Origin of the sequence: Mesorhizobium sp. B2-1-8 (assembly GCF_006442545.2) — a bacterium.
Taxonomy (GTDB): Bacteria; Pseudomonadota; Alphaproteobacteria; order Rhizobiales; family Rhizobiaceae; genus Mesorhizobium.
Window position 1 is genome coordinate 3,578,415 of the sequence record NZ_CP083952.1, and the last position, 21,757, is coordinate 3,600,171.

17 protein-coding genes and 1 tRNA gene are annotated in these 21,757 nt (G+C 62.9%); 13 read left to right on the forward strand and 5 right to left on the reverse strand.

Annotated elements, in window-relative coordinates; translation table 11 throughout:
* Positions 1-66: 66 nt before the first annotated feature.
* Entirely contained in the window at positions 67-327 is a 261-nt protein-coding gene (locus tag FJ970_RS17490) for a hypothetical protein (protein WP_140761441.1), read from the forward strand.
* A gap of 46 nt (positions 328-373) precedes the next feature.
* Here FJ970_RS17490 and FJ970_RS17495 read toward each other — a convergent pair whose 3' ends face one another.
* Complete coding sequence (locus FJ970_RS17495; protein ID WP_140761439.1) at positions 374-625, reverse strand: hypothetical protein; 252 nt, start codon at positions 623-625, stop codon at positions 374-376.
* A 217-nt stretch (positions 626-842) separates the two neighbouring features.
* On the opposite strand from FJ970_RS17495, the gene FJ970_RS17500 reads away from it, so the two are divergent.
* The 8 genes from FJ970_RS17500 to FJ970_RS17535 all read left to right on the forward strand — a co-directional run bounded on the left by FJ970_RS17500 (position 843) and on the right by FJ970_RS17535 (position 11,872).
* Positions 843-916, forward strand: a tRNA-Cys gene (locus FJ970_RS17500).
* Between the two features lie 90 nt (positions 917-1,006).
* A complete protein-coding gene (locus FJ970_RS17505) occupies positions 1,007-1,675 on the forward strand; it encodes a protein-L-isoaspartate O-methyltransferase family protein (RefSeq protein WP_140761436.1) in 669 nt (222 codons plus the stop codon).
* A 182-nt stretch (positions 1,676-1,857) separates the two neighbouring features.
* Complete coding sequence (locus tag FJ970_RS17510; protein ID WP_140761433.1) at positions 1,858-3,243, forward strand: TolC family outer membrane protein; 1,386 nt, start codon at positions 1,858-1,860, stop codon at positions 3,241-3,243.
* Positions 3,244-3,499: 256 nt separating this feature from the next.
* Complete coding sequence (locus FJ970_RS17515) at positions 3,500-4,333, forward strand: PopZ family protein (RefSeq protein WP_140761430.1); 834 nt, start codon at positions 3,500-3,502, stop codon at positions 4,331-4,333.
* Positions 4,334-4,655: 322 nt separating this feature from the next.
* Positions 4,656-7,439: a valine--tRNA ligase gene (locus tag FJ970_RS17520; RefSeq protein ID WP_140761428.1), complete on the forward strand. Its 2,784-nt coding sequence runs from the start codon at positions 4,656-4,658 to the stop codon at positions 7,437-7,439.
* A gap of 360 nt (positions 7,440-7,799) precedes the next feature.
* Positions 7,800-9,020 (forward strand): OmpP1/FadL family transporter, encoded by a 1,221-nt coding sequence (locus FJ970_RS17525; RefSeq protein ID WP_140761425.1) that lies wholly within the window; start codon positions 7,800-7,802, stop codon positions 9,018-9,020.
* 289 nt (positions 9,021-9,309) lie between these two features.
* Complete coding sequence (gene ilvD, locus FJ970_RS17530) at positions 9,310-11,034, forward strand: dihydroxy-acid dehydratase (protein WP_140761422.1); 1,725 nt, start codon at positions 9,310-9,312, stop codon at positions 11,032-11,034.
* On the forward strand, positions 11,021-11,872 hold the full coding sequence (locus FJ970_RS17535) for a tetratricopeptide repeat protein (protein WP_140761419.1): 852 nt from the start codon (positions 11,021-11,023) through the stop codon (positions 11,870-11,872). Before ilvD ends, FJ970_RS17535 begins: the two co-directional genes overlap by 14 nt.
* A gap of 103 nt (positions 11,873-11,975) precedes the next feature.
* On the opposite strand, the gene FJ970_RS17540 is transcribed toward FJ970_RS17535, so the two are convergent.
* The 4 genes from FJ970_RS17540 to erpA all read right to left on the reverse strand — a co-directional run bounded on the left by FJ970_RS17540 (position 11,976) and on the right by erpA (position 13,915).
* Positions 11,976-12,293 (reverse strand): hypothetical protein, encoded by a 318-nt coding sequence (locus FJ970_RS17540; protein ID WP_181178711.1) that lies wholly within the window; start codon positions 12,291-12,293, stop codon positions 11,976-11,978.
* A 72-nt stretch (positions 12,294-12,365) separates the two neighbouring features.
* On the reverse strand, positions 12,366-13,160 hold the full coding sequence (gene xth / locus FJ970_RS17545; RefSeq protein ID WP_140761417.1) for an exodeoxyribonuclease III: 795 nt from the start codon (positions 13,158-13,160) through the stop codon (positions 12,366-12,368).
* Between the two features lie 7 nt (positions 13,161-13,167).
* Entirely contained in the window at positions 13,168-13,560 is a 393-nt protein-coding gene (locus FJ970_RS17550; RefSeq protein WP_140761415.1) for a VOC family protein, read from the reverse strand.
* Between the two features lie 7 nt (positions 13,561-13,567).
* Positions 13,568-13,915, reverse strand: a complete 348-nt coding sequence (gene erpA / locus FJ970_RS17555) for an iron-sulfur cluster insertion protein ErpA (RefSeq protein WP_140701617.1) — start codon at positions 13,913-13,915, stop codon at positions 13,568-13,570.
* 76 nt (positions 13,916-13,991) lie between these two features.
* Here erpA and FJ970_RS17560 point away from each other — a divergent pair, with 76 nt between their 5' ends.
* The 4 genes from FJ970_RS17560 (at position 13,992) to nagZ (ending at position 21,718) form a co-directional block, all read left to right on the forward strand.
* Positions 13,992-15,206 (forward strand): deoxyguanosinetriphosphate triphosphohydrolase, encoded by a 1,215-nt coding sequence (locus FJ970_RS17560; RefSeq protein ID WP_140761412.1) that lies wholly within the window; start codon positions 13,992-13,994, stop codon positions 15,204-15,206.
* A gap of 61 nt (positions 15,207-15,267) precedes the next feature.
* Positions 15,268-17,025, forward strand: coding sequence for an arginine--tRNA ligase (gene argS / locus FJ970_RS17565; RefSeq protein WP_140761410.1), 1,758 nt, complete (start codon positions 15,268-15,270; stop codon positions 17,023-17,025).
* A gap of 103 nt (positions 17,026-17,128) precedes the next feature.
* Entirely contained in the window at positions 17,129-20,533 is a 3,405-nt protein-coding gene (locus FJ970_RS17570; protein ID WP_140761407.1) for an SPOR domain-containing protein, read from the forward strand.
* Positions 20,534-20,698: 165 nt separating this feature from the next.
* Entirely contained in the window at positions 20,699-21,718 is a 1,020-nt protein-coding gene (nagZ, locus tag FJ970_RS17575; RefSeq protein ID WP_140761405.1) for a beta-N-acetylhexosaminidase, read from the forward strand.
* Positions 21,719-21,757: the final 39 nt, after the last annotated feature.

The window sequence follows — 21,757 nt, forward strand, 5'->3', positions numbered from 1 at the left end:
CCGAAAGGGCGGTCGCGGCTTCCGTAAAATGACATTATCGACCCCTCAGACAGGCAGTTCTTCGCGATGACGACTGCGGACCAAAACCGGATACCCGTACGAAAGATCTTGGTTTTCGGGCGCGAATTCACCATGCCGCAGTCGCGCGGTCTCAGAATCACGATCGGCGCGCTTTTGACGATTGGCGGCATCCTCGGGTTCTTGCCGATCCTTGGCTTCTGGATGGTGCCGCTCGGGCTGCTGGTGCTCTCCTATGAATTCGCCATGGTGCGCCGGCACCGGCGCCGCCTGGTCGTCTGGTGGGAGCGGCGGCGCCGGCCGGATTGAGCGGCCGTCGGCCGATCCGTCTCGCATTGCTGTGCTTCGAAGAGAATCAATCCTGGCGCTGTCTCTCCGTGCCAGTGCCGGATTCCTCCGAATCCGGTTGCGCGCATGCCTTCAAATCCTCGCTGATCTCCTTCAGGACCGCGGAAGCCGATGCCAGACGCGCGCGGTCACGCGGTGAAAGCCTGCCGGTGCCTTCGATTCTCAGGCAGTCGATGGCGTAACGCACCAATTCCTCACACCCGAGCAGCGGCACGCTTTCGGTTTCTTGCGTTTCGTCCTTTGGTTTTGCCAGGGCCATGGCGCGGTCCTCCCTGTTTTTCAACGCAAGCCGGTGCGCGGCGTTTCGCTCGATCATCCGCCATGCTTAACGGATTGCTAATGTGAGTGAGCGACTGTGACGGCGATCTGACAGGGGCGGAGCCGGCGCCAAGGAAACCGTTCGGAATGCGTCGTGGCCGCTTGACGGCATTTTCGCCGCAACCTATTGGAACCGGGTGGAACGCCGGGAGCAATGAGGCCTCGTGGCGGAGTGGTTACGCAGAGGACTGCAAATCCTTGCACCCCGGTTCGATTCCGGGCGAGGCCTCCAATGCCCGGGCTCCCGCGCGTCAGCGCCGGAGCCTGAAGTTCCGGTCGACATGAACCGCGATTCTGACGCGGCAAGCAGATTGGTTGGAACATGAGCGCTGATTTTTCCGAACTTCGCGTCAAGATGGTCGATGGTCAGGTCCGCACCACCGACGTGACCAGCGCGCCGCTGCTCGACGCGATGCTTTCCGTGCCGCGCGAGGTTTTCGTCGGCGATCGCCAGCGCGATCTCGCCTATATCGACGGGGACATCCGCATCGCCGACGGTGCCGATGGCCCGCGATACCTGATGGAAGCTTCGCCGCTGGCCAAGCTGATGCAATTGGCCGAGATCAGCGTGGCCGATTCGGCGCTCGATGTAGGCTGCGGCACCGGCTACGCCTCGGCGATCCTGTCGCGCCTGGCGAGATCCGTCGTGGCGCTCGAAAGCGATTCGGCATTGGCGCAAACCGCCGGGTCGACCCTGTCCAGCCTGGGCTGCGGCAATGTGACCGTGGCTCAGGGCGCACTGGCGCAAGGCCATGCGGCAAAAGCCCCTTACGATGTCATCTTCATCGGCGGCAGTGTCGGCAAAGTGCCGGCGTCGCTGCTCGACCAGCTCGCCGAAGGCGGCCGCCTGGTTGCGGTCGAGGGCCAGGGCAATGCGGGCGTGGCGCGGCTTTTTTTCAAGGCTGGGGGGGTTGTAACCGGTAGAAGGGCATTTAATGCGGCAATTAAGCCACTACCCGGGTTCGAACGTGAGCATGCTTTCGAATTCTGAATGATTTGGCCTTGCAGCAAAGGCTTTGTCATGTTCGCTTGCATTTGAACGATCGTTGCTGATCCCAGACTGGGGGCACTTTGGGCCGAGCGACAGGGAACATGAAACACGCCACGCCGGCTGCTCCAGAAGGAGAAGTCGGCGCGGCGCGGTTCCCATGGAAAACGAATGAGGGATATAACGTGCCGTCAGTACGCAAATCACTTTTCACCGCCGTCCTCGTGTCGGCGACCGCGCTATCCCCACTGGCTGCATCGGCTGAAACCATCACCGGTGCCCTTGCAAAAGCCTACCAGTACAATTCCACACTGAATGCATCGCGTGCCGGTGTGCGCGTCACCGACGAGAGCGTGGCCATCGCCAAGTCGGGCTGGCGCCCGACGGTTACCGGGTCGGCCAACATCGACTATACGAACACGCGCCAGGCAAATGGCGGCGGCAATTCGAAGCTGACAAGCGGCAGCTACGGCATCCAGATCAACCAGTTGCTGTTCGACGGTTTCCAGACGAGGAACAATGTCGCGGCGGCCGAATCCCAGGTCAAGGCGTCGGTCGAAAGCCTGCGCAACACCGAAGAGAACACGCTGTTCAGCGCGGCCACCGCCTATATGGACGTGATTCGCGACCGGCAGATCGCGGTGCTGACCCAGCAGAACCTGCAGTTCCTGACCGAACAGGCGCGCGCCGCGCGGTCGCGCTTCGACGTCGGCGAAGGTACGCGCACCGATGTCGCGCAGGCCGATGCCCAGCGCGCCTCGGCTGTGGCCTCGCTCAGTGCTGCCCGTGCGCAGGCATTGGCCAGTGCCGCGACCTATCACCAGGTTGTCGGCGACGAGCCGGGCAAGCTCAAGCCAGCCGCGCCGTTGGGACGGTTGCTGCCGTCGAGCCTCGACGCCGCGATCGCCATCGGCTCGGCCGAACATCCGGCCATCCTTGCCACCCAGCATCTGGTCGACGCCGCGGCGTTCTCGGTGAAATCGGCCGAGGGCGCGCTGTTGCCGCAGTTGTCGGCGTCGGCCGGTATTTCGGAAAACTACCGCAAAGCCATCCCCGACGTGACGGGTTCCAACGGCAATTCGACCTCGGCCAATATCGGCGCGACGCTGACCATCCCGATCTATTCCGGCGGACGGACCTCGGCGGTCGTCCGGCAGGACAAGGAGTCGCTCGGGCAAGCGCGCATCCAGGTCGACGTCAGCCGCGACCAGGTGCGCCAGGCCGTCGCCACGGCATGGTCGCAATACACCGCCGCGCAGCAAAGCGTATCCGCCAACAGGCAAGTGATCGAAGCCGCACAGCTGGCGCTGAACGGCGTCATCGAGGAACGCAATGTCGGCCAGCGCACGACGCTCGACGTGCTCAATGCGCAGGCTACCCTCATCACCGCCAAGATCAACCAAGCCAATTCCGAACACGACGTGGTCGTGGCGAGCTATGCCATCCTCTCGGCGGTCGGCCGTCTGTCGGTCGACCGGCTTGCGCTGCAGGTGACGAAGTACAGGCCTGAAGAGCACTACAACGCCGTCAAGGACAAGTGGATCGGCCTGCGCACGCCGGATGGCCGCTAGGCGCTTCGTTCGAACGGCGTTTCCGGGCTGGGCGATTCGACCGGAAACGCGGGACTGTCGTTGTCCCTCGGTTGATTGCTGACGGGGAGCCGTCATACGGCTTTGGCGGAATCGCTCTAATCTGTTGAAATCCCACATGTCCCCAGATTGGGGATTCTCGTGCGGCGATCCGTCGGTTACGCTGTCGCCATGATTCGAATCCGGCTTTTGCCGGAGCGGAAACCTGCAACGGGTCACAAGGGCGGCGGATGTGACGATGGCAACGGCAAGCAGCGCACAGCGCGAACCCTCCATGGAAGAGATACTGGCTTCCATCAGGAGGATCATCGAAGACAGCGACAACGGCCGCAAGCAGCCCGGCGAGACCGACGAGTTGCAGCAGGACCTGGAGCCCGCGCCGAGTGCTGTTGCGGCTGCGGACATCGACGCGTTCCGCGCCGAACTGCATGCTGTCCCCGAGGTCAGGAAACCGGCCGCGACGGCGGAAGTCCAGGCGCCAGCCGCACAGCCGGTGATCGCACGCACGGAAGCGCCGCCGCGTGCCGACCCGGCCGCGGACAGGACGCCGACGACACTGGCCGAGGTCAGCGCCCGGATTGCCGCCGAGCCGATGCCCAGCCGCGACGCGCCGGCGGCTCCCGCGGAGGTTGCGACAAGTGAGGCTATCGTCGCCGATTGGCGTCGCGAGATCGCCGCGGTTGGCGAGCAAGCCAAGGCGATGCCGGACCGGAGCATCCGCAAGCCAGCGGCACAGCCGGAGGTGTCGGCGAGCGAAACGGCGGCGGAACCTGCGACAGAGCAATCTTCGTCGATCGATGCTGCAACGGGCACGGCTCAGGGGCGCGCGGCGGCAAACGAAGCGCATGCGGTGCGTCCCGCGATTCTTTCCGAACATGCCGGCCGGCAGGTTGCGGCCGCCTTCGGCGAACTGTCCGACGCCTTTGCAAGCCGCAGCAAGAAGACATTCGACGAGATGGCCGAAGAAATGCTGCGGCCGATGCTGCAGGACTGGCTGGACAACAATCTGCCGACGCTGGTCGAAAGACTGGTGCGCGAAGAGATCGAGCGCGTGGCACGCGGGGGGCAATAGCGTCCAGGCCTGCATTCCTGAAAAAACGCCGCCGTCGAGGCGGCGTTTCTCGTTGTGGCGCGGTCAGCCGCTGGTCGCAGAACTGGCGAAGGCGATCAAATTGCCGTCGGGGTCGCTGACAATGAACGTGCGGGAACCCCAGGGCTCGGTTCGTAGCGATGCCTCGGGCTCAAGATGCGGTTGCCGCGCGCCTTTCGTTGAAATGACCAAGGCCGCGCCTATCTGCTTGTAAAGGCCCAGGCGGCCCTCGCGGTTGACTTGGCCAAGACCTTCCGATTTACACCGAACCAGCAAAATTCCCGACAGCGCGGACCGTTTCCCCATGCTTGAAAAGACTTACGACGCCAAGACCGTCGAGCCCAAGATCGCCAAGGTGTGGGAGGAAGCCGACGCGTTTCGCGCCGGCGCGGGGGCGGAGGAGGGGGCCGAGGCCTTCACTATCGTCATTCCGCCGCCCAATGTCACCGGCTCGCTGCATATGGGCCATGCGCTCAACAACACGCTGCAGGACATCCTGGTTCGCTTCGAGCGCATGCGTGGCAAGAACGTCCTGTGGCAGCCCGGCATGGACCATGCCGGCATCGCCACGCAGATGGTGGTCGAGCGCCGGCTGATGGAAAAGCAGATCCATCGCCGCGATCTCACCCGCGAAGAATTCATCGAGAAGGTGTGGGAGTGGAAGGCCGAATCGGGTGGGTTGATCTTCAACCAGTTGAAACGTCTCGGCGCCTCCGCCGACTGGTCGCGCGAACGCTTCACCATGGACGAGGGCCTGTCCAAGGCCGTGCTCGAAGTGTTCGTCACGCTCTACAAGGAAGGGCTCATCTACAAGGACAAGCGCCTTGTGAACTGGGACCCGAAACTGTTGACCGCGATCTCCGATCTCGAGGTCGAGCAGCAGGAGGTCAACGGCAATCTCTGGCACTTCCGCTATCCGATCGAAGGCGCGACTTTCGATACGGAAAACCCGAAGACCTTCATCACCGTGGCGACGACGCGCCCCGAGACGATGCTGGGCGACACGGCTGTCGCGGTGCATCCCGACGATGAGCGGTTCCGGCATCTCGTCGGCAAGAACGTCGTCCTGCCTATCGTCGGGCGCAAGATACCTGTCGTGGCCGACGAGTATTCCGATCCGGAAAAGGGGTCGGGAGCGGTCAAGATCACGCCGGCGCATGATTTCAACGACTTCGAGGTCGGCAAGCGCCACAAGCTGCCGGCGATCAACGTCCTGACCGTCGAGGCCGCCGTTACGCTCAGGGATAATGAGGACTTCCTCGCCGGCATCGATGTGACGCCGGAGCGTCAAGCCGTGTGGGACGGGCTCGACGGCCTCGACCGCTTCGTCGCGCGCAAGAAGATCGTCGAACTGATGGAGGCCGGCGGCTTCCTCGACAAGGTCGAGCCGCATCGCCATACCGTGCCGCATGGCGACCGCGGCGGGGTGCCGATCGAACCGTTCCTCACCGAACAGTGGTATGCCAACGCGGCCGAACTCGCCAAGCCGGCGATTGCCTCGGTGCGCGAGGGGCGCACCAATTTCGTCCCGAAGAATTGGGAAAAAACCTATTTCGACTGGATGGAGAACATCCAGCCCTGGTGCATTTCGCGCCAGCTCTGGTGGGGGCATCAGATCCCGGCCTGGTATGGGCCGGACGGGCACGTCTTCGTCGAGAAATCCGAGGAAGAGGCGCTGAGTGCCGCCATCGAATATTATCTGGCGCTCGAAGGGCCGTGGAAGGCCTGGGTCGAGGACAAGCTCGAGACCTTCAAGCCCGGCGAGATCCTGACCCGCGACGAGGATGTGCTCGACACCTGGTTTTCGTCGGCGCTGTGGCCGTTCTCGACGCTGGGTTGGCCGGACCAAACGCCGGAGCTGAAGACCTATTACCAAACCGACGTGCTGGTGACCGGCTTCGACATCATCTTCTTCTGGGTTGCCCGCATGATGATGATGGGCCTGCACTTCATGGACGAGGAGCCGTTCCACACCGTCTATGTGCACGCACTGGTGCGCGACAAGAACGGGCAGAAGATGTCGAAGTCGAAAGGCAACGTCATCGATCCGCTCGACCTGATCGACGAATATGGCGCCGACGCGCTGCGTTTCACGCTTGCCGTGATGGCGGCGCAGGGGCGCGACGTGAAGCTCGACCCGGCGCGCATCGCCGGCTATCGCAATTTCGGCACCAAGCTGTGGAACGCGACGCGCTTTGCCGAGATGAACGAAGTCGCGCGCAACGACGATTTCTGGCTGAACGACGCCAAGCTGGCGGTCAACCGCTGGATCCTGACCGAGCTGACGCGCGCCGCGCGCGAGGTCACCGACGGCATCACCTCGTATCGCTTCAACGAGGCGGCTGGAGCCGCCTACCGCTTCGTCTGGAACCTGTTCTGCGACTGGTATCTGGAACTGCTGAAGCCGGTGTTCATGGGCACGGACGAGGCCGCCAAGGCCGAAAGCCGCGCCTGCGTAGCGTTCGTGCTCGACGAGATCTACAAGCTCCTGCATCCGATGATGCCGTTCATGACCGAAGAACTGTGGGCGCAGACCGCGGGCGAGGGCAAGGAACGCGCCTCGCTGCTGTGCCATGCCGCGTGGCCGTCGCCGGATTTCGAGGACGCTGAAGCGGCTGCCGACATCAACTGGCTGGTCGATCTCGTCTCCGGCATCCGCTCGGTGCGCTCGGAGATGAACGTGCCGCCGGCGGCCATTGCGCCGCTCGTGGTGGTCGGCGCCAATGACGTGACGCGCGAACGGCTGGTTCGCGAGGAGTCCGCGATCAAGCGGCTGGCGCGTGTCGGTGACATCTCGCTCGCCGATACGGCACCCAAGGGCTCGGCGCAGATGGTGCTCAACGAGGCGACGATCTGCCTGCCGCTTGGCAGCCTGATCGACCTCACCGCGGAGGCCGCGCGGTTGCAGAAGGAACTGGTCAAGGTGACCGAGGAAATCGCGCGCCTGCACAAGAAGCTGTCGAATGAGAAATTCGTCGCCAGCGCGCCGGCCGAGATCGTGGAAGCCGAGCGGGAAAAGCTCGCCGAATATCGCGACGCCCAGGACAAGCTTTCAGTGGCGTTGACCAGGGTTCGCGACGCCGGCTGAAGGGCAGATTCGCCTATGACGCCGGGGCGAATTCCCATGCGTCACCTGCCTCGAAAATAGGCATTCCGTTGCGTTAATATTGACGTAAACGGAAACTTTTAGCCCCATTGTTGCCATAATGTAACAATGGGGCTAACTCCCTTCAAAACTAGCAGTTTTTGAGCCTTTTAGGGCTATTTTTGTTCATTTTGTCGGCTGGCTGGACGTGCCGCGGGCCATTTTTGCTCCTGTGGCACGGTTCTGCATTTTCTCGAAAATGGGTTTGGCGAGCATGTACATGTACGCCTCGGCACTTCGTTGTTGCGCCGTTAACCTGAATTGGTTCTAGCTTGACCCACTAGTTATTCGGGGAGGACATCCATGACCAATTTGCGTCTGAAAGCACTGCTGGGGGCAGGGTGCTTTTCGCTGGCTTTGATGGGCTCGGTTATTCATCCGGCGCAAGCCGGCGGTCTGGAGCGCGGCGGCTACGATATCGACCTGCTGTTCGATCCGGCGCCATTCACTACGGAAGCTGAAGCGACCTATGTGATGCCAGATCGCAAGTACGAGAATGCGCGTGGTCCTGGCGGAGCTAATCTAGGCTTGGGCACCTCAGCCGATGGTGCCGAGGGTTATTGGGTTCCGCGCATAGGGGCCAAGGTCCAAATTGTGCAAGGCGTCGACTGCATGGTCGACTATTCGCAACCCTGGGGCGCGCACACGGCGCCAGGTATATGGAACGGAGCGCTCTCTAATATCGAAACCGATATCAAGAGCGACAACTACGCAGGTACCTGCTCCTACAAAATGGATGCCGGCAAGGGCCAGCTCCGCTTTATCGGCGGCTTGTTCTACCAGGATATCTCGGGCTTTAAGGAAAGCCTGGTGAATGTTTTTCCGGCACTGACGGGTCGTGTCGACCTGAAAACCAGCGGCTGGGGCTGGCGCGCGGGCATCGCTTACGAGATCCCCGACATCGCGTTGCGCGCAAGCCTGGTCTACAATTCGAAAGTCAAGCTCGACAATATCGAGGGAACGCTGGATCTCACCAGTATCGGCAGGGGCATTACCCCCATCTTTGGCTCAACGCAGTACATGCCTGATACCCTGGAGTTGAAACTTCAGTCAGGCATCGCGCCCGGCTGGCTCGCCTTTGGCTCGGTCAAGTGGGTCAACTGGAGCCTGCTGCAAAGCGTTCCGATCTGCCCTGTGGGTTTCCCCGCTTCGTCATGCTTCACCGGTTCGCCGGCCGCGGTGACTTCGCTCGATCTGATGTATCGTGACGGCTGGACCGTCACAGGCGGTCTCGGCCACAAGTTCAACGATCAGTGGAGTGCCGCCGGCCAGCTTTCGTGGGATCGTGGCACCTCGCATGGTTATGGTGCGCAGACTGATACATGGACGCTGGGTGGTGGCGTGGCCTATACGCCGTCGCCGAACGTCGAAATTCGTTTGGCGGGAGCGGTCGGCGTGTTGACCAGCGGTCACTCAGGAGAATTGGTTGGTGAAAACGGCTATATTGCCGGCGAGGATGCCAGCTACGACTTCGGCAACGATCTGGTCACCGCGATTTCCGGCGGCGTAAAGATCAAGTTCTAAACTCCTGAATATTATAAGAAAAGGCCGGGCATCGCTCGCCTTTTTTGTTTGAGCCGGCCTTGCCGACAAGTCTGTTATCCAAGCTAAGTTGCATATAAGCCGCACCTCGGCCGCATCGTATAAATGTGACGTTTTGGCAACACTTTTTGAACAACCCCTCCGCTAAAGGTCAGGCCGAGAAAATTGCCCATTTCCCGCCATAAACCCGGCGCACCTCGAACTCGTCTCGGGACACGCGCCAGAAGGCCCGGCGATGGGACAGGCCGCACCGCCCGCGGCAAGGAAGAGAATGGACGCCAAGGTCATCTCAAAGGCTAAGCTCCCTAGCCGCTATGTGACTGTCGGTCCGGCGCGTGCGCCGCACCGCTCCTATCTCTATGCCATGGGCCTGTCTGCGGCCGAGATCGCGCAGCCGCTGGTCGGCGTCGCGTCCTGCTGGAACGAAGCAGCACCCTGCAACATCTCGCTGATGCGCCAGGCACAGGTGGTCAAGAAGGGCGTGGCCGCCGCCAACGGCACGCCGCGCGAGTTCTGCACCATCACCGTCACCGACGGCATTGCCATGGGTCACCAGGGGATGAAGTCGTCGCTGGTGTCGCGCGAGGTCATCGCCGATTCGGTCGAACTCACCATGCGCGGCCATTGCTACGACGCGCTGGTCGGTCTCGCCGGCTGCGACAAGTCGCTGCCCGGCATGATGATGGCCATGGTGCGGCTCAACGTGCCGTCGATCTTCATCTATGGCGGCTCGATCCTGCCGGGCAGCTATCGCGGCCGCCAGATCACCGTGCAGGATGTGTTCGAGGCGGTCGGCCAGCACTCGGTCGGCACGATCGACGATGCCGAACTGCTCGAAATCGAGCAGGCCGCCTGTCCGTCGGCTGGTTCCTGCGGCGCACAGTTCACCGCCAACACCATGGCCACCGTCGCGGAGGCCATCGGTCTCGCGCTGCCCTATTCCTGCGGCGCACCGGCGCCCTACGAAATGCGCGACCGCTTCAATTTCGCCTCGGGCGAAAAGGTCATGGAGCTGATCGCCAAAAACATCCGGCCGCGCGACATCGTCACGCTGAAGGCGCTGGAAAATGCGGCGACCGTGGTTTCAGCCACCGGAGGCTCGACCAATGCGGCGCTGCACCTGCCGGCGATCGCGCATGAGGCGGGGATCAAATTCGACCTGTTCGACGTGGCGAAAATCTTCGAGAAGACGCCTTACATCGCCGATCTCAAGCCAGGCGGCAAATATGTCGCCAAGGACATGTTCGAGGCAGGCGGCATTCCGCTGCTGATGAAGACGCTGCTCGATCACGGCTATCTGCATGGCGATTGCCTGACGGTCACTGGCCGTACTTTGGCCGAAAATATGGAGCACGTTGCCTGGAATGAACACCAGGATGTGGTTCGCCCGGCCAACAGACCAATTACCCAAACCGGCGGTGTCGTGGGGTTGAAGGGAAACCTTGCTCCCGAAGGCGCGATCGTGAAGGTCGCGGGCATGGCGGAGCTGAAATTCTCCGGCCCGGCGCGCTGCTTCGATTCGGAAGAGGAATGTTTTGAGGCGGTGACGAACCGCGCCTATCGGGAAGGCGAGGTTCTGGTCATCCGCTATGAGGGACCGCGCGGCGGCCCGGGCATGCGTGAGATGCTGTCGACGACCGCGGCGCTCTACGGCCAGGGCATGGGCGGCAAGGTGGCGCTGATCACCGACGGCCGATTCTCGGGCGCGACACGCGGCTTCTGCATCGGCCATGTCGGCCCGGAAGCGGCGGTTGGCGGTCCGATCGGTCTCATCAGGGATGGCGACGTGATCTCGATCGACGCGGTGAACGGCACGATCGAGGTAGCACTGTCCGATAGCGAGTTGGCGGCGCGGGCGAAGACATGGAAGGCGCGCACGACCGACTATCAGTCGGGCGCGATATGGAAATACGCACAGACGGTAGGGTCCGCCAGGGATGGCGCGGTCACCCATCCGGGCGGTGCGAAAGAAACACACTGCTATGCGGATATCTGAGTTGTTGAAGTCAACACCAGAGTTGTTGAGGTCATCCGTCCTTTCGGCACTGGTCGCGGTTGCGATCTTTGGCGCCGTGGGCCAGGCCATGGCCTTCGACGACAAGGTGTTCGACGACAAGACCGGCGTCAAGCCGCAGTCGAGCCCCTGGGCGGTGTTCCAGTTCGGTTTCTCCGCCTACAAGAGCGGCCACAAGGAGCAGGCAGCCGAGGCCTATAAATACGCCGCCGAAAACGGCCAGATCGGCGCCACCTGGAAGCTTGCCCGCATGTATGCCGAAGGCGACGGCGTGGCCCGCGACGATTATGAGGCGTTCAAGTTCTTCTCGGAGATCGTCGACCAGGACGTCGAGCCCGGCTCTCCGGAAGAAAGCTACGTCTCCGACGCGCTGGTGGCGCTGGGCGACTATCTGCGCAAGGGCATTCCCGGCAGCCCGGTCACCGAGAACGAAGTGGCGGCGCAGGAATACTACATGCGCGCCGCCGCCAACTACCGCAATCCGAACGCCCAGTTCGAGATGGGCCAGATGTTCCTGAAGGGCGAGGGCGGCGTGAAGGCCAGCGTCAGGCAGGCCGGGCGCTGGTTCCAGCTCGCCGCCGAGAAGGGCCATGCCGGTGCGCAAGCGACGCTTGGCCACCTGTTGTTCCAGAGCGGCAAGATCGTGCGCGGCCTGGCGATGATGACCGCGGCCCTCGAGCGTGCCTCGCCGGCCGATCAGCCCTGGATCCGCGGCATGCAGGAAGAGGCCTTCGCCGCGGCCGGCGAAGCCGACCGCCGCACCGCGATCTCGCTGGCGGACGACATCCTGACCAAGGGCAACAACGCCGATCAGGAGTAGGGTCGACAACCCTATTTCTTCACGGCCGTCGCGGAAATTCTTCAATCTGGAAACCTGGCCGAGCGGTCGCTTGCAAAGCAACACCGCCCGCCACTCGAGGCACTCATTTCTCGGTCGGCTCCGTCGGTGCCATGCTTGGCGCGGGTGTCGAGATCGGCCTCACGTGCAGGTGCGGCGCCATTGTGTTTGCGGGGCAGCTATCGCCAACCTTGGTCCAGGATGTGTTGTTCAGCACCATATCGCAGCGCGCCAAATGACTCTGATCGGCAACCGTTAGGCAGGCGACCTGGCCGACGGCATAGGATTTTCCATTGGCAAGACATTCCTGCGCGGCGAAGGCAGGCACGATCGCGGCCGTAGCGAATGCCAAGCCGATCGGACAAAGAGCAAATCGAATGGTCATGGGAACCCCGGCCGCCATGATGAACTCCCATCATGCGTCGGAATGTGGCGATATGAGGTCCGGGACGATTCGGCGGCAGGAGGGCCTGCGTCAGGCGGGCTGCAGCGCGAGGTCGATCGCCACCGGGACGTGATCGGACGGTTTTTCCCAGGCGCGCACATGCTTTTCGATCGACGCCGACGAGAACCGGTTCGCGGCTTCCGGCGACAACAGCAGATGGTCGATGCGGATGCCGTTGTTCTTCTGCCAGGCGCCGGCCTGATAGTCCCAGAAGGTGTAGGTATCCGGGGCATCGGTGACCGCGCGCACTGCTTCGGTGAAGCCGAGGTTCAGCAGCCGCCGGAAGGCCTGCCGCGTCTGCGGCTGGAACAGCGCATCGCCCAGCCAGTTCTCCGGAAACCGCGCGTCGATCGGCTCGGGAATGACGTTGTAGTCGCCGGCCAGCACCAGCGCCTCTTCCAGCCTCAGGCGCTCCTGCGCCCACCGCTCCAGCCGTGCCATCCACGACAGCTTGAAGGGGAACTTCTTCTCGTCATCGATCGGGTTGCCGTTCGGCAGATAGAGCGAGGCGACGCGAAGCGCGCCCTTGTCGGTCGAGAACACGCCTTCGATGAAACGCGCCTGTTCGTCGGCATCGTCGCCCGGCAGGCCTTTGATAACCTCGTCGAAGCGCAATTTCGACAGCAGCGCCACACCATTGAAGCCTTTCTGGCCATGGGTTTCGACATTGTAGCCAAGCGCCTCGATCTCGGCGCGCGGGAACTGGTCGTCGACCGTCTTGATCTCCTGCAGGCAGACGATGTCGGGCGCGCTTTCGGTCAGCCAATGGGTAAGGTTGCCGATGCGGGCGCGCACGCCGTTGATGTTCCAGGTGACGATTTTCATGACGGTCTCATTGTTCCTGCGGCGGAAGGCGTTCGACGAGTCCGACCGTATTGCCTGCGGGGTCCTTTATAAAGGCCATCCATTCGCTTTCCCCCGACGGACCGAACTGGCCTTCGGTGTCGCGATGGACCAATGTTGGCGGCGCGGTGAAGGGAATGCCGGCTGCCTTTGCCTCGGCGTGGAAGGCTTCGAGGCCAGCGATGTCGAGATAGATGGTGCCGGCCGGGATGCCGTCGGTGAACAGCAGCCTGACATCGCCGGCCATGATGAAGGCGATGCCGGGCGGATCGAACCGCGCATGCACCTTCATGCCGAGCACATCACGCCAAAAGGCCAGCGTCGCGTCGAGGTCGCGACCGGCGGAGAGCGCAACCTGACGAACCGCGCCAGTTGCGGGCATATCGGTCCTAGATGGAGAAGCTGGTGCCGCAGCCGCAGGAGGCGACCGCATTCGGGTTTCTGATCTGGAACGACTGGCCCATCAAATCGTCGACGAAGTCGATGACCGAGCCGCCCATATAGACCAGGGACAGATCGTCGATCAGCACCGTTGCGCCATCCTTCTCGATGGCGACGTCGTCGTCGTTGCGAGCATCGACCAGATCGAATTTGTAGGAAAAGCCGGAGCAGCCGCCGCCTTCGACCGAGACGCGCAGCGCTGTCTTGCCGGCTTCGGCCGAAACAATCCTGGCGATCCGCTTGGCGGCAGCCTCGGTCATCTCGACTTTCATGGCGGTCTTGGCATCCGCGCCCATTGGCGTCACCTTGCTTTCGGTTTCACATGATAGGTATGAAGCGCGACGGGGCAAGTCAACTGCGGCGGCATCAGCCATGACAAATGAGCTTGGCGACATCGGATTCGGCTATCGGCCGCGCGCGGCCTATGCGACGGATCCCGCGCGCTCGCGCGGCCGGCTTTTCGACGAAGCCGAGAGCCCGACCCGCACGCCGTTCCAGCGCGACCGCGACCGGATCATCCATTCGACGGCCTTCCGCCGGCTCAAACACAAGACGCAAGTCTTCATCGCCCATGAAGGCGACCATTACCGCACGCGGCTGACCCATTCGATCGAAGTGGCGCAGATCGCGCGTGCGCTGGCGCGGGCGCTGCGCGGTGACGAGGATCTCGCCGAGGCGGTGGCGCTGGTGCATGATTTCGGCCACACGCCCTTTGGCCACACAGGCGAGGACGCGCTGAACGAAAAGATGGCGGCGTGGGGCGGCTTCGACCACAACGCACAATCCCTGCGCATCGTGACGAGGCTAGAGGCGCGCTACGCTGAATTCGATGGGCTCAATCTGAGCTGGGAAACGCTGGAAGGCCTGGTCAAGCATAATGGTCCGCTCACCGACAGCGGCGGCAAGGGCCTGAAAGGGCCGGTACCGCAGGCGATCCGAGATTACTCGCAATTGCAGGATCTCGAACTCGACCGGTTCGCCGGCATCGAAGCGCAATGCGCGGCGATTGCCGACGATATCGCCTACAACACGCATGATATCGACGATGGGCTGCGGTCAGGGCTGCTGACGCTGGACATGCTGAAGGCCGTTTCGCTGCCTGGAACGATCCTGAAGAGCGTGCGCGAGCGCTATCCCAGGCTCGATGGCGTGCGCACCGGCCACGAATTGATGCGACGGCAGATCACGGCCATGGTCGAGGATGTGATCAAGTCAACGACCGCCAATCTGGAGCGGATCGGGCCGCTGAGCGCCGATGCGGTGAGGGCGGCGGGCGAGACGATGGTGACATTTTCGGCCGAAATGGCGGAAGCCGAGAAGGAACTGAAGGCCTTTCTCTACAAGCATCTCTACCGGCACGAGGAGGTCATGCGAGTGCGCGCGGACGCCGAGCAGATCGTCAGGGACCTGTTCGATGTCTATTTCGCCGACCCACGCGCCATGCCCGACGGCTGGCGTGAAGGGCTGGACCGCGCCGAGGATCGCATCAAGGCACGCAGCGTCGCCGATTTCCTGGCTGGCATGACCGACACCTACGCGCTCAAGGAACACAGGCGTTTGTTTGACCGCACCCCGGATTTGAGCTAGGGCGGGCTCGATTTGCCGGCCAAAGGGCCGGATTCGTCATAAAGCCACCAGAGCATACACCATGAACATCTTCGCCGATTTCACAGCCCGAGTCGTAAAGGCTGTCGAAGCGCTTGACCTGAAAGACAAGGACGGCGTTTCGCCTGATCTGTCGCGCATCGCCGTCGAGCCGCCGCGCGACACCAGCCATGGCGATCTCGCGACCAATGCGGCAATGGTGCTGGCCAAGCCGACCGGCCAGAACCCGCGTGCGCTGGCCGAGAAACTGGCGGAAGCGCTGCGGGCCGACAGCGATATCGCCGCCGCTGACGTCGCCGGTCCCGGCTTCGTCAATCTGCGGCTCAAGGACGGTTTCTGGCAAGCGCATCTGTCGGCGCTTCTGGGCGAGGGGCGCAACTACGGCCGCTCGACGATCGGCGCCGGCCACAAAACCAATGTCGAATATGTCTCGGCCAACCCGACCGGGCCGATGCATGTCGGCCATTGCCGGGGTGCCGTCGTCGGTGACGCGCTCGCCAATCTGATGGCGTTCGCCGGTTACGACGTGACCAAGGAATATGTCATCAACGACGCCGGCTCCCAGATCGACGTGCTTGGGCGCTCGGCGATGCTGCGCTACCGCGAAGCGCTTGGAGAAGATATCGGCGAGATTCCGGCGGGGCTTTATCCCGGTGACTATCTTGTCTCCGTCGGCGAGGCTCTGGTCAGGGAGTTCGGCCGTTCGTTGCTGCAGATGCCGGATGACGAGGCGCTGGCCATCGTCAAGGACCGGACCATCGATGCGATGATGGCGATGATCCGCGAGGATCTTGCGCTGCTCAACGTGCATCACGACGTGTTCTTTTCCGAACGCACGCTGCATGCCGACAATGCCAGGAAGATCCGCTCGGCGATCAACGACCTGACGCTGAAGGGCCATATCTACAAGGGCAAGCTGCCGCCGCCCAAGGGCGAGAAGCCGGACGACTGGGAGGACCGCGAACAGACGCTGTTCCGCTCGACGGCCGTCGGCGACGACATGGACAGGGCGCTGGTCAAGTCCGATGGCTCGTTCACCTATTTCGCCGCCGATGTCGCGTATCTGAAGGACAAGGTCGATCGCGGCTTCGTCGACCTGATCTATGTTCTCGGCGCCGACCATGGCGGCTACGTCAAGCGCCTAGAAGCCTTGGCGCGGGCGATTGCCGGCGACGACGTCAAGCTCACTGTCCTCTTGTGCAATCTGGTGAAGCTGTTTCGCGATGGCGAGCCGGTGCGTATGTCGAAGCGGTCCGGCGACTTCGTGACGCTGCGCGAGGTGGTGGAGGAGGTCGGACGCGATCCGATCCGCTTCATGATGCTCTATCGCAAGAACGATGCGCCGCTCGATTTCGATTTCGCCAAGGTGACCGAGCAGTCCAAGGACAATCCGGTGTTCTACGTGCAGTACGCCTCGGCGCGCTGCCATTCGGTGTTCCGGCAGGCGAGCGAACAGTTGGGGGAGGCGAATTTCGATCGCAACAGCCTGGCGGCCGCGGCAACGTCGCTGACCGACGAAGGTGAAATCGGCCTGATCCGGAAACTCGCCGAATATCCACGCCTGATCGAGTCCGCCGCTCTTGCGCTCGAGCCACATCGGCTGGCATTTTATCTCTATGATCTGGCTTCCAGCTTCCACGGACACTGGAACCGTGGCACGGATAATCCTGACTTACGTTTTGTTAAGGTTAACGACCGACAATTGACGCATGCCAGACTAGGGCTGGTGCAGGCTGTTTCGGATGTTCTGACGTCCGGCCTGACGTTGATCGGGGCCGCCGCGCCCACCGAAATGCGTTAGGTTTGACTAAAAAACCTGTCACCTTTTGCCCACATTGCGCTGGTAAGGGCCAACCCTGCGCGACGTCCAAGGCGTCCGAATGAGTGCGAGTTCGGGAACAACAATGGCAGACAGAACCCAGCTGAGAGCAGCCGACAACAACGACATCGCCAACGATGATCCGTTCGCGGAACTGACCAGGATCATGGGATTCGACCCGCGCCAGCCGGTCAAGCCGCAGGCGCCGGCAGAGCCGAAAGCCGCTGTCACCGACGAGACTGCGGGAGAGGGCGATTTCGACATCGACCTCGAGAAGGAACTGATGGGCGAGTTCGACGCCGCCGAAAGCGTTGCTGCTCCAGTTGTCGAGGCTCATGAGCCGGCATTCGAGCCGATGGCCGTCGATGTGGCGGACGACGATCTTGCGCTGTCGCTCGATGACGATTTCCGCCTGGACATGTCGGATGCCGATGACCAGGCAGTCGTCGCCAGCCATGCGGAACCTGGCGCCTCGGAAGCTGTGTCGTCCGTCGAGCCTGCCTTCGACGCTGATTTCGACAATGCCGTCGCCAGTTCTCTAGAAGACGTTTCGCCCTTCGACGACGATCTGCCGATGGAGGACGAGCTTGCCGCCTCCCTCGACCAGGATTTCCATATCGAGGACGAGGCCGCCGAGACCCGGTCTGCCGTTGAATCGCCGGTTGCCGGAGCGCCGGTTGCCGAAGTGCCGGTGGCCGTCGAGCCGGCCTCCGATGATGAATTCGACGATGCGGTCGCGATCTCGCTCGAAGACGAGCTGATGCTCGACGACCATCCGGCGGATCAGCGCCAAGAGGCTGCTGTCGAATATCCGGACCCTGTACTGGCCGCAGCGAATGAAACCCAGGCGATCTCCGACGAGGATTTCGTGGGCCACTTCGACGATGCCATGGCCGATGTCGACGTGGATTTTGACGTTCAGGCGGATGAGCCAGGGGCTTTTGACGAGACGCAAGCGCACGAGTTGCTTGCCGATGCCGTCGACACGAAGGACCAGAATCCAGACGCCGTTTCGGATGACGCTTCCGACCTGAATTTGGAGGAGGCGTTTGCCCAGCCTGCCGAAGAGCCCGTCGCTGAAATCGCCACGGCTCCGGCGCAGCCGGCAGCGCCCGTGGCAACCATTGCGCCGCCTGTGCAAGCACCCATCGAGGACGAACGAAGCCTCGAAGATGAGTTGAACGCGCTTCTTGGCGCCATGACCGCGCGCGCGGTGCCGCCGGCCAAGGAGTTGGCCATGGCTCAGCCAGTCGTCACTCAGTGGACCGCGACGCCCGTTCAACCGCCTCTCGCCGCGACCGCGAAGGCCGCGGAGGAACCCGCCGATCTTGTTGGTGACCTCGACTGGGACCTCGATGAACCAGGATCCGAGGATGTGCATCACTCCGGCTCTGCCCAGGCCGCCGACGCCAACCTCGACGACCTGCTGCTCGATGAACTTCAGGAGCAGGATTTCGGCTCGCATGAACAGGGCGATGTCGATATCGACAACGATGCCCTCGACGCCGCCCTGGCCAAAAGCATCGATCCGCGTGACGAAACAGTGTCCCGGCGGGATCAGGCCGATTCACTCGATTGGCTGGCGGATCGCTCCGCACAGTCGGAGCCGGCCCGTTCTTGGAGCCGCGTGACACCGGTTCCCCAACAGCCGGCATTTGCCGCGCAGCCTGCCGCCTCTATGGGGGGCAGGACGGCAGCACCCGAAGTGGCCACAGTGCCCTCCTACCATTCGGCCGAGCCGGTTGCAGCTGCTCCCTATTTGGCTCCGGTCTCGGCACCGCAGTCCTCGCCTTATGAAGAGATGCCCGATGTCGAGACGGTCGATGTGCCGGAGCGCGTCGTGGCGCTGGCCGACGATCTCGACATTCCAGAGTTGCATTTCGAGGAAGATGAGCCGGCAGCATCCGGTTATGACGATCTCGACGCCGAATTCGCCAGCCTTCTGACTGAAATGAATTCCGTGGAGGTCGCGCCTGCTGCCGCCAGCGCTGCCGCTTATGCCGACGAATCCTACAATGCCGGGTTCAACCAGGGATATGGCGCCGCCAATCCAGGATATGACGCTGCCAATCCGGGATATGATAGGATCAATCCGGGATATGGCGGGGCCAATGAAGAGCCCAGGCAGGCCTATCAACCGGAAGCGCGGACTTATGCGGCACGGCCGGCGGAAATGCCTGCTCGGGCTTCGGCTTCGGCCTATGCCGATGCTGCCGAAGGCTTCGACCTCGACAAACTGCCTGGTAGCCAGCCGGTCTCGCAGGCGGACGATTTTACCGTCGATGAACTCGACTACGATCCCGAACTGGACGAAGCGATGTCGGTTCCGGGCTTCGGCGAGCGGGAAGCCGCACGGCCGTCGGGCCGGCGCGGCCTGTTCATTGCCGCGATTGTCGGCGCCGTGGCGGTCGCTGGCGGTCTTGGCGCCTTCGCGCTGTCTTTGGGCGGCAAGGGCGGCAGCGAAGCTCCGGTGATCGTCAAGGCCGACAATTCGCCGATCAAGGTCAAACCGGAAAATCCGGGCGGCACCGTGGTGCCGAACCAGGACAACAAGGTCTATGACGCGGTGGTCAAGGGCGCGAAGCCCGCCGAGCCGGTCCAGCAGAAGCTTGTCACCAACGTCGAGGAACCGGTGGACGTGCAGGCGAAGGACCCGGCCCGCGCCGTCGATCTTTCTCCCGATCAGAACGCTGCAGCCGGCATGGATGGCGGTGGCGAGGTTTCGACCGCTGGCGCGGCCCCGGCCGACAATGCGGCGCCCGCGCCGAAGTCGGAGGATCGCATCGCGCAGGTCCTGCAGGAGGCCGACAAGGGCACCAACAACGATGTCGTTGCCGTTGCGCCGCGCAAGGTCAGGACCATGGTGGTCAAGTCCGACGGCTCACTGGTGGCGCGCGAGGACCCGGCACCGGCGGCACCGCAAGTGGCCGCGGCGGAGCCGACCGATCCGGCGCCACAGCATGTGGCGCCTGCCGGCCAGGCTAACGCCAACCAGGCTGGCGCCGACCAGACTGGCACCGATCAGACTGGCACCGTGGCGTCCGCCGCCGCGCAGGCCGACGATGAGCCGGCTCTGAAGCCCGCCGCCAAACCTGCCAAGGCTGAAGCCAAGGCGCAGTCGGCCAACACGCCAGCCAAGGTTGCGATCGCGCCACAGCGCCCGTCCGACCAGCCCGTCGATGTGGTCGGCGAGGTCAAGCCCGATCAGGTCGCTTCCATCGATCCGGCCTCGACCGCGACCGGCAGCGGTTCGTGGTCGATACAGATCGCTTCGCAGCCGACGGTGGACAGCGCCCAGTCGACCTATCAGGATCTGCAGCGCCGCTATGGCAGCGTGCTTTCCGGCCGTACGGCCAACATCGTCAAGGCCGAGATTGCCGGCAAGGGCACGTTCTACCGTGTCCGCGTTCCGGCCCAGTCGCGCAACGATGCCATCAATTTGTGCACCAGCTACAAGGCTGCGGGCGGCAACTGCTTCGTATCGCGTTAGACCTCGATCCAATCCTTCAAAGCCGGCGCGGCCCAAGGCCGCGCCGGCTTTTTCATGTGGCGATATTCATATGTCTGACTTTTTCATGTGGAAGCGTGTCTTGTAGCCCGCCGCATGCGGTCAGGGACGATTCCCTTTGATCGCGCGAAGCCCTAGACTCCTGAAATGACCGAATCAAAAGCCATGATCCTCGGCTGTGCCGGGAAATCGCTCACCCGCGAAGAAGTCAATTTCTATCGCAACGAATGCCCGTGGGCCTTCATCCTGTTTGCCCGCAATATCGGTGAGGCCGAGCAGATCCGCGATCTGGTCGCCGAGATGCGCGATTGTATCGGGCGCCCGGACGCGCTGGTGTTCGTCGACCAGGAGGGCGGCAGGGTACAGCGCCTTCGGCCGCCGCTGGCGCCGAACTATCCGGCTGGCGGCGCGCTTGGGGCGCTGTGGCGCGATGACCACGACGCCGGTGTCCGCGCCGCCTGGCTGATGGCGCGGCTGCATGCCTTCGATCTGCTGCGCTATGGCATATCGGCGGATTGCCTGCCGGTGCTCGACGTGCCGATCGAAGGGGCCAGCGATGTCATCGGCGCGCGCGCCTATGGCAAGGATCCGCGTCCGGTCATCGAACTCGGCCGCGCCGCCGCCGAGGGCCTGATGTCGGGTGGCGTGCTGCCCGTGATGAAGCATATTCCGGGGCATGGCCGCGCCTTTGCCGACACGCATTTCGAGCTGCCCGTCGTCGACGCCTCGTTCGGCGATCTGCAGCGGCACGACTTTGCTCCGTTCCGTGAGCTCAACCATCTGCCGATGGCAATGACCGCACATGTCGTCTACAGCGCGATCGATCCCAAGAACCCGGCGACGACTTCCGGCAAAGTCATCGACGAGATCATCCGCCGCGAGATCGGCTTCGATGGACTGCTGATGAGCGACGACACCTCGATGAAGGCACTTTCTGGGGATTTCCCGACAAAGGCGACCTCGATCCTTGCGGCGGGCTGCGATCTGGTCCTTCACTGCAATGGTGTTTTCGAGGAGATGGCGGGCATCGCATCGCGCACCACGGGGCTTGAGGGCAAGTCGCTGGAGCGCGCCAAGCGGGCGATGACCTATATAAGCAAACGCGACGCGGCCGAAGAAACCGAAATCCGTGCCGAATTCGCCACCTATTTCGATGCGGTGGCCTAGCAAGAGGAAGTGACAGGCAGTGGCGGAAGCATTGGAAAG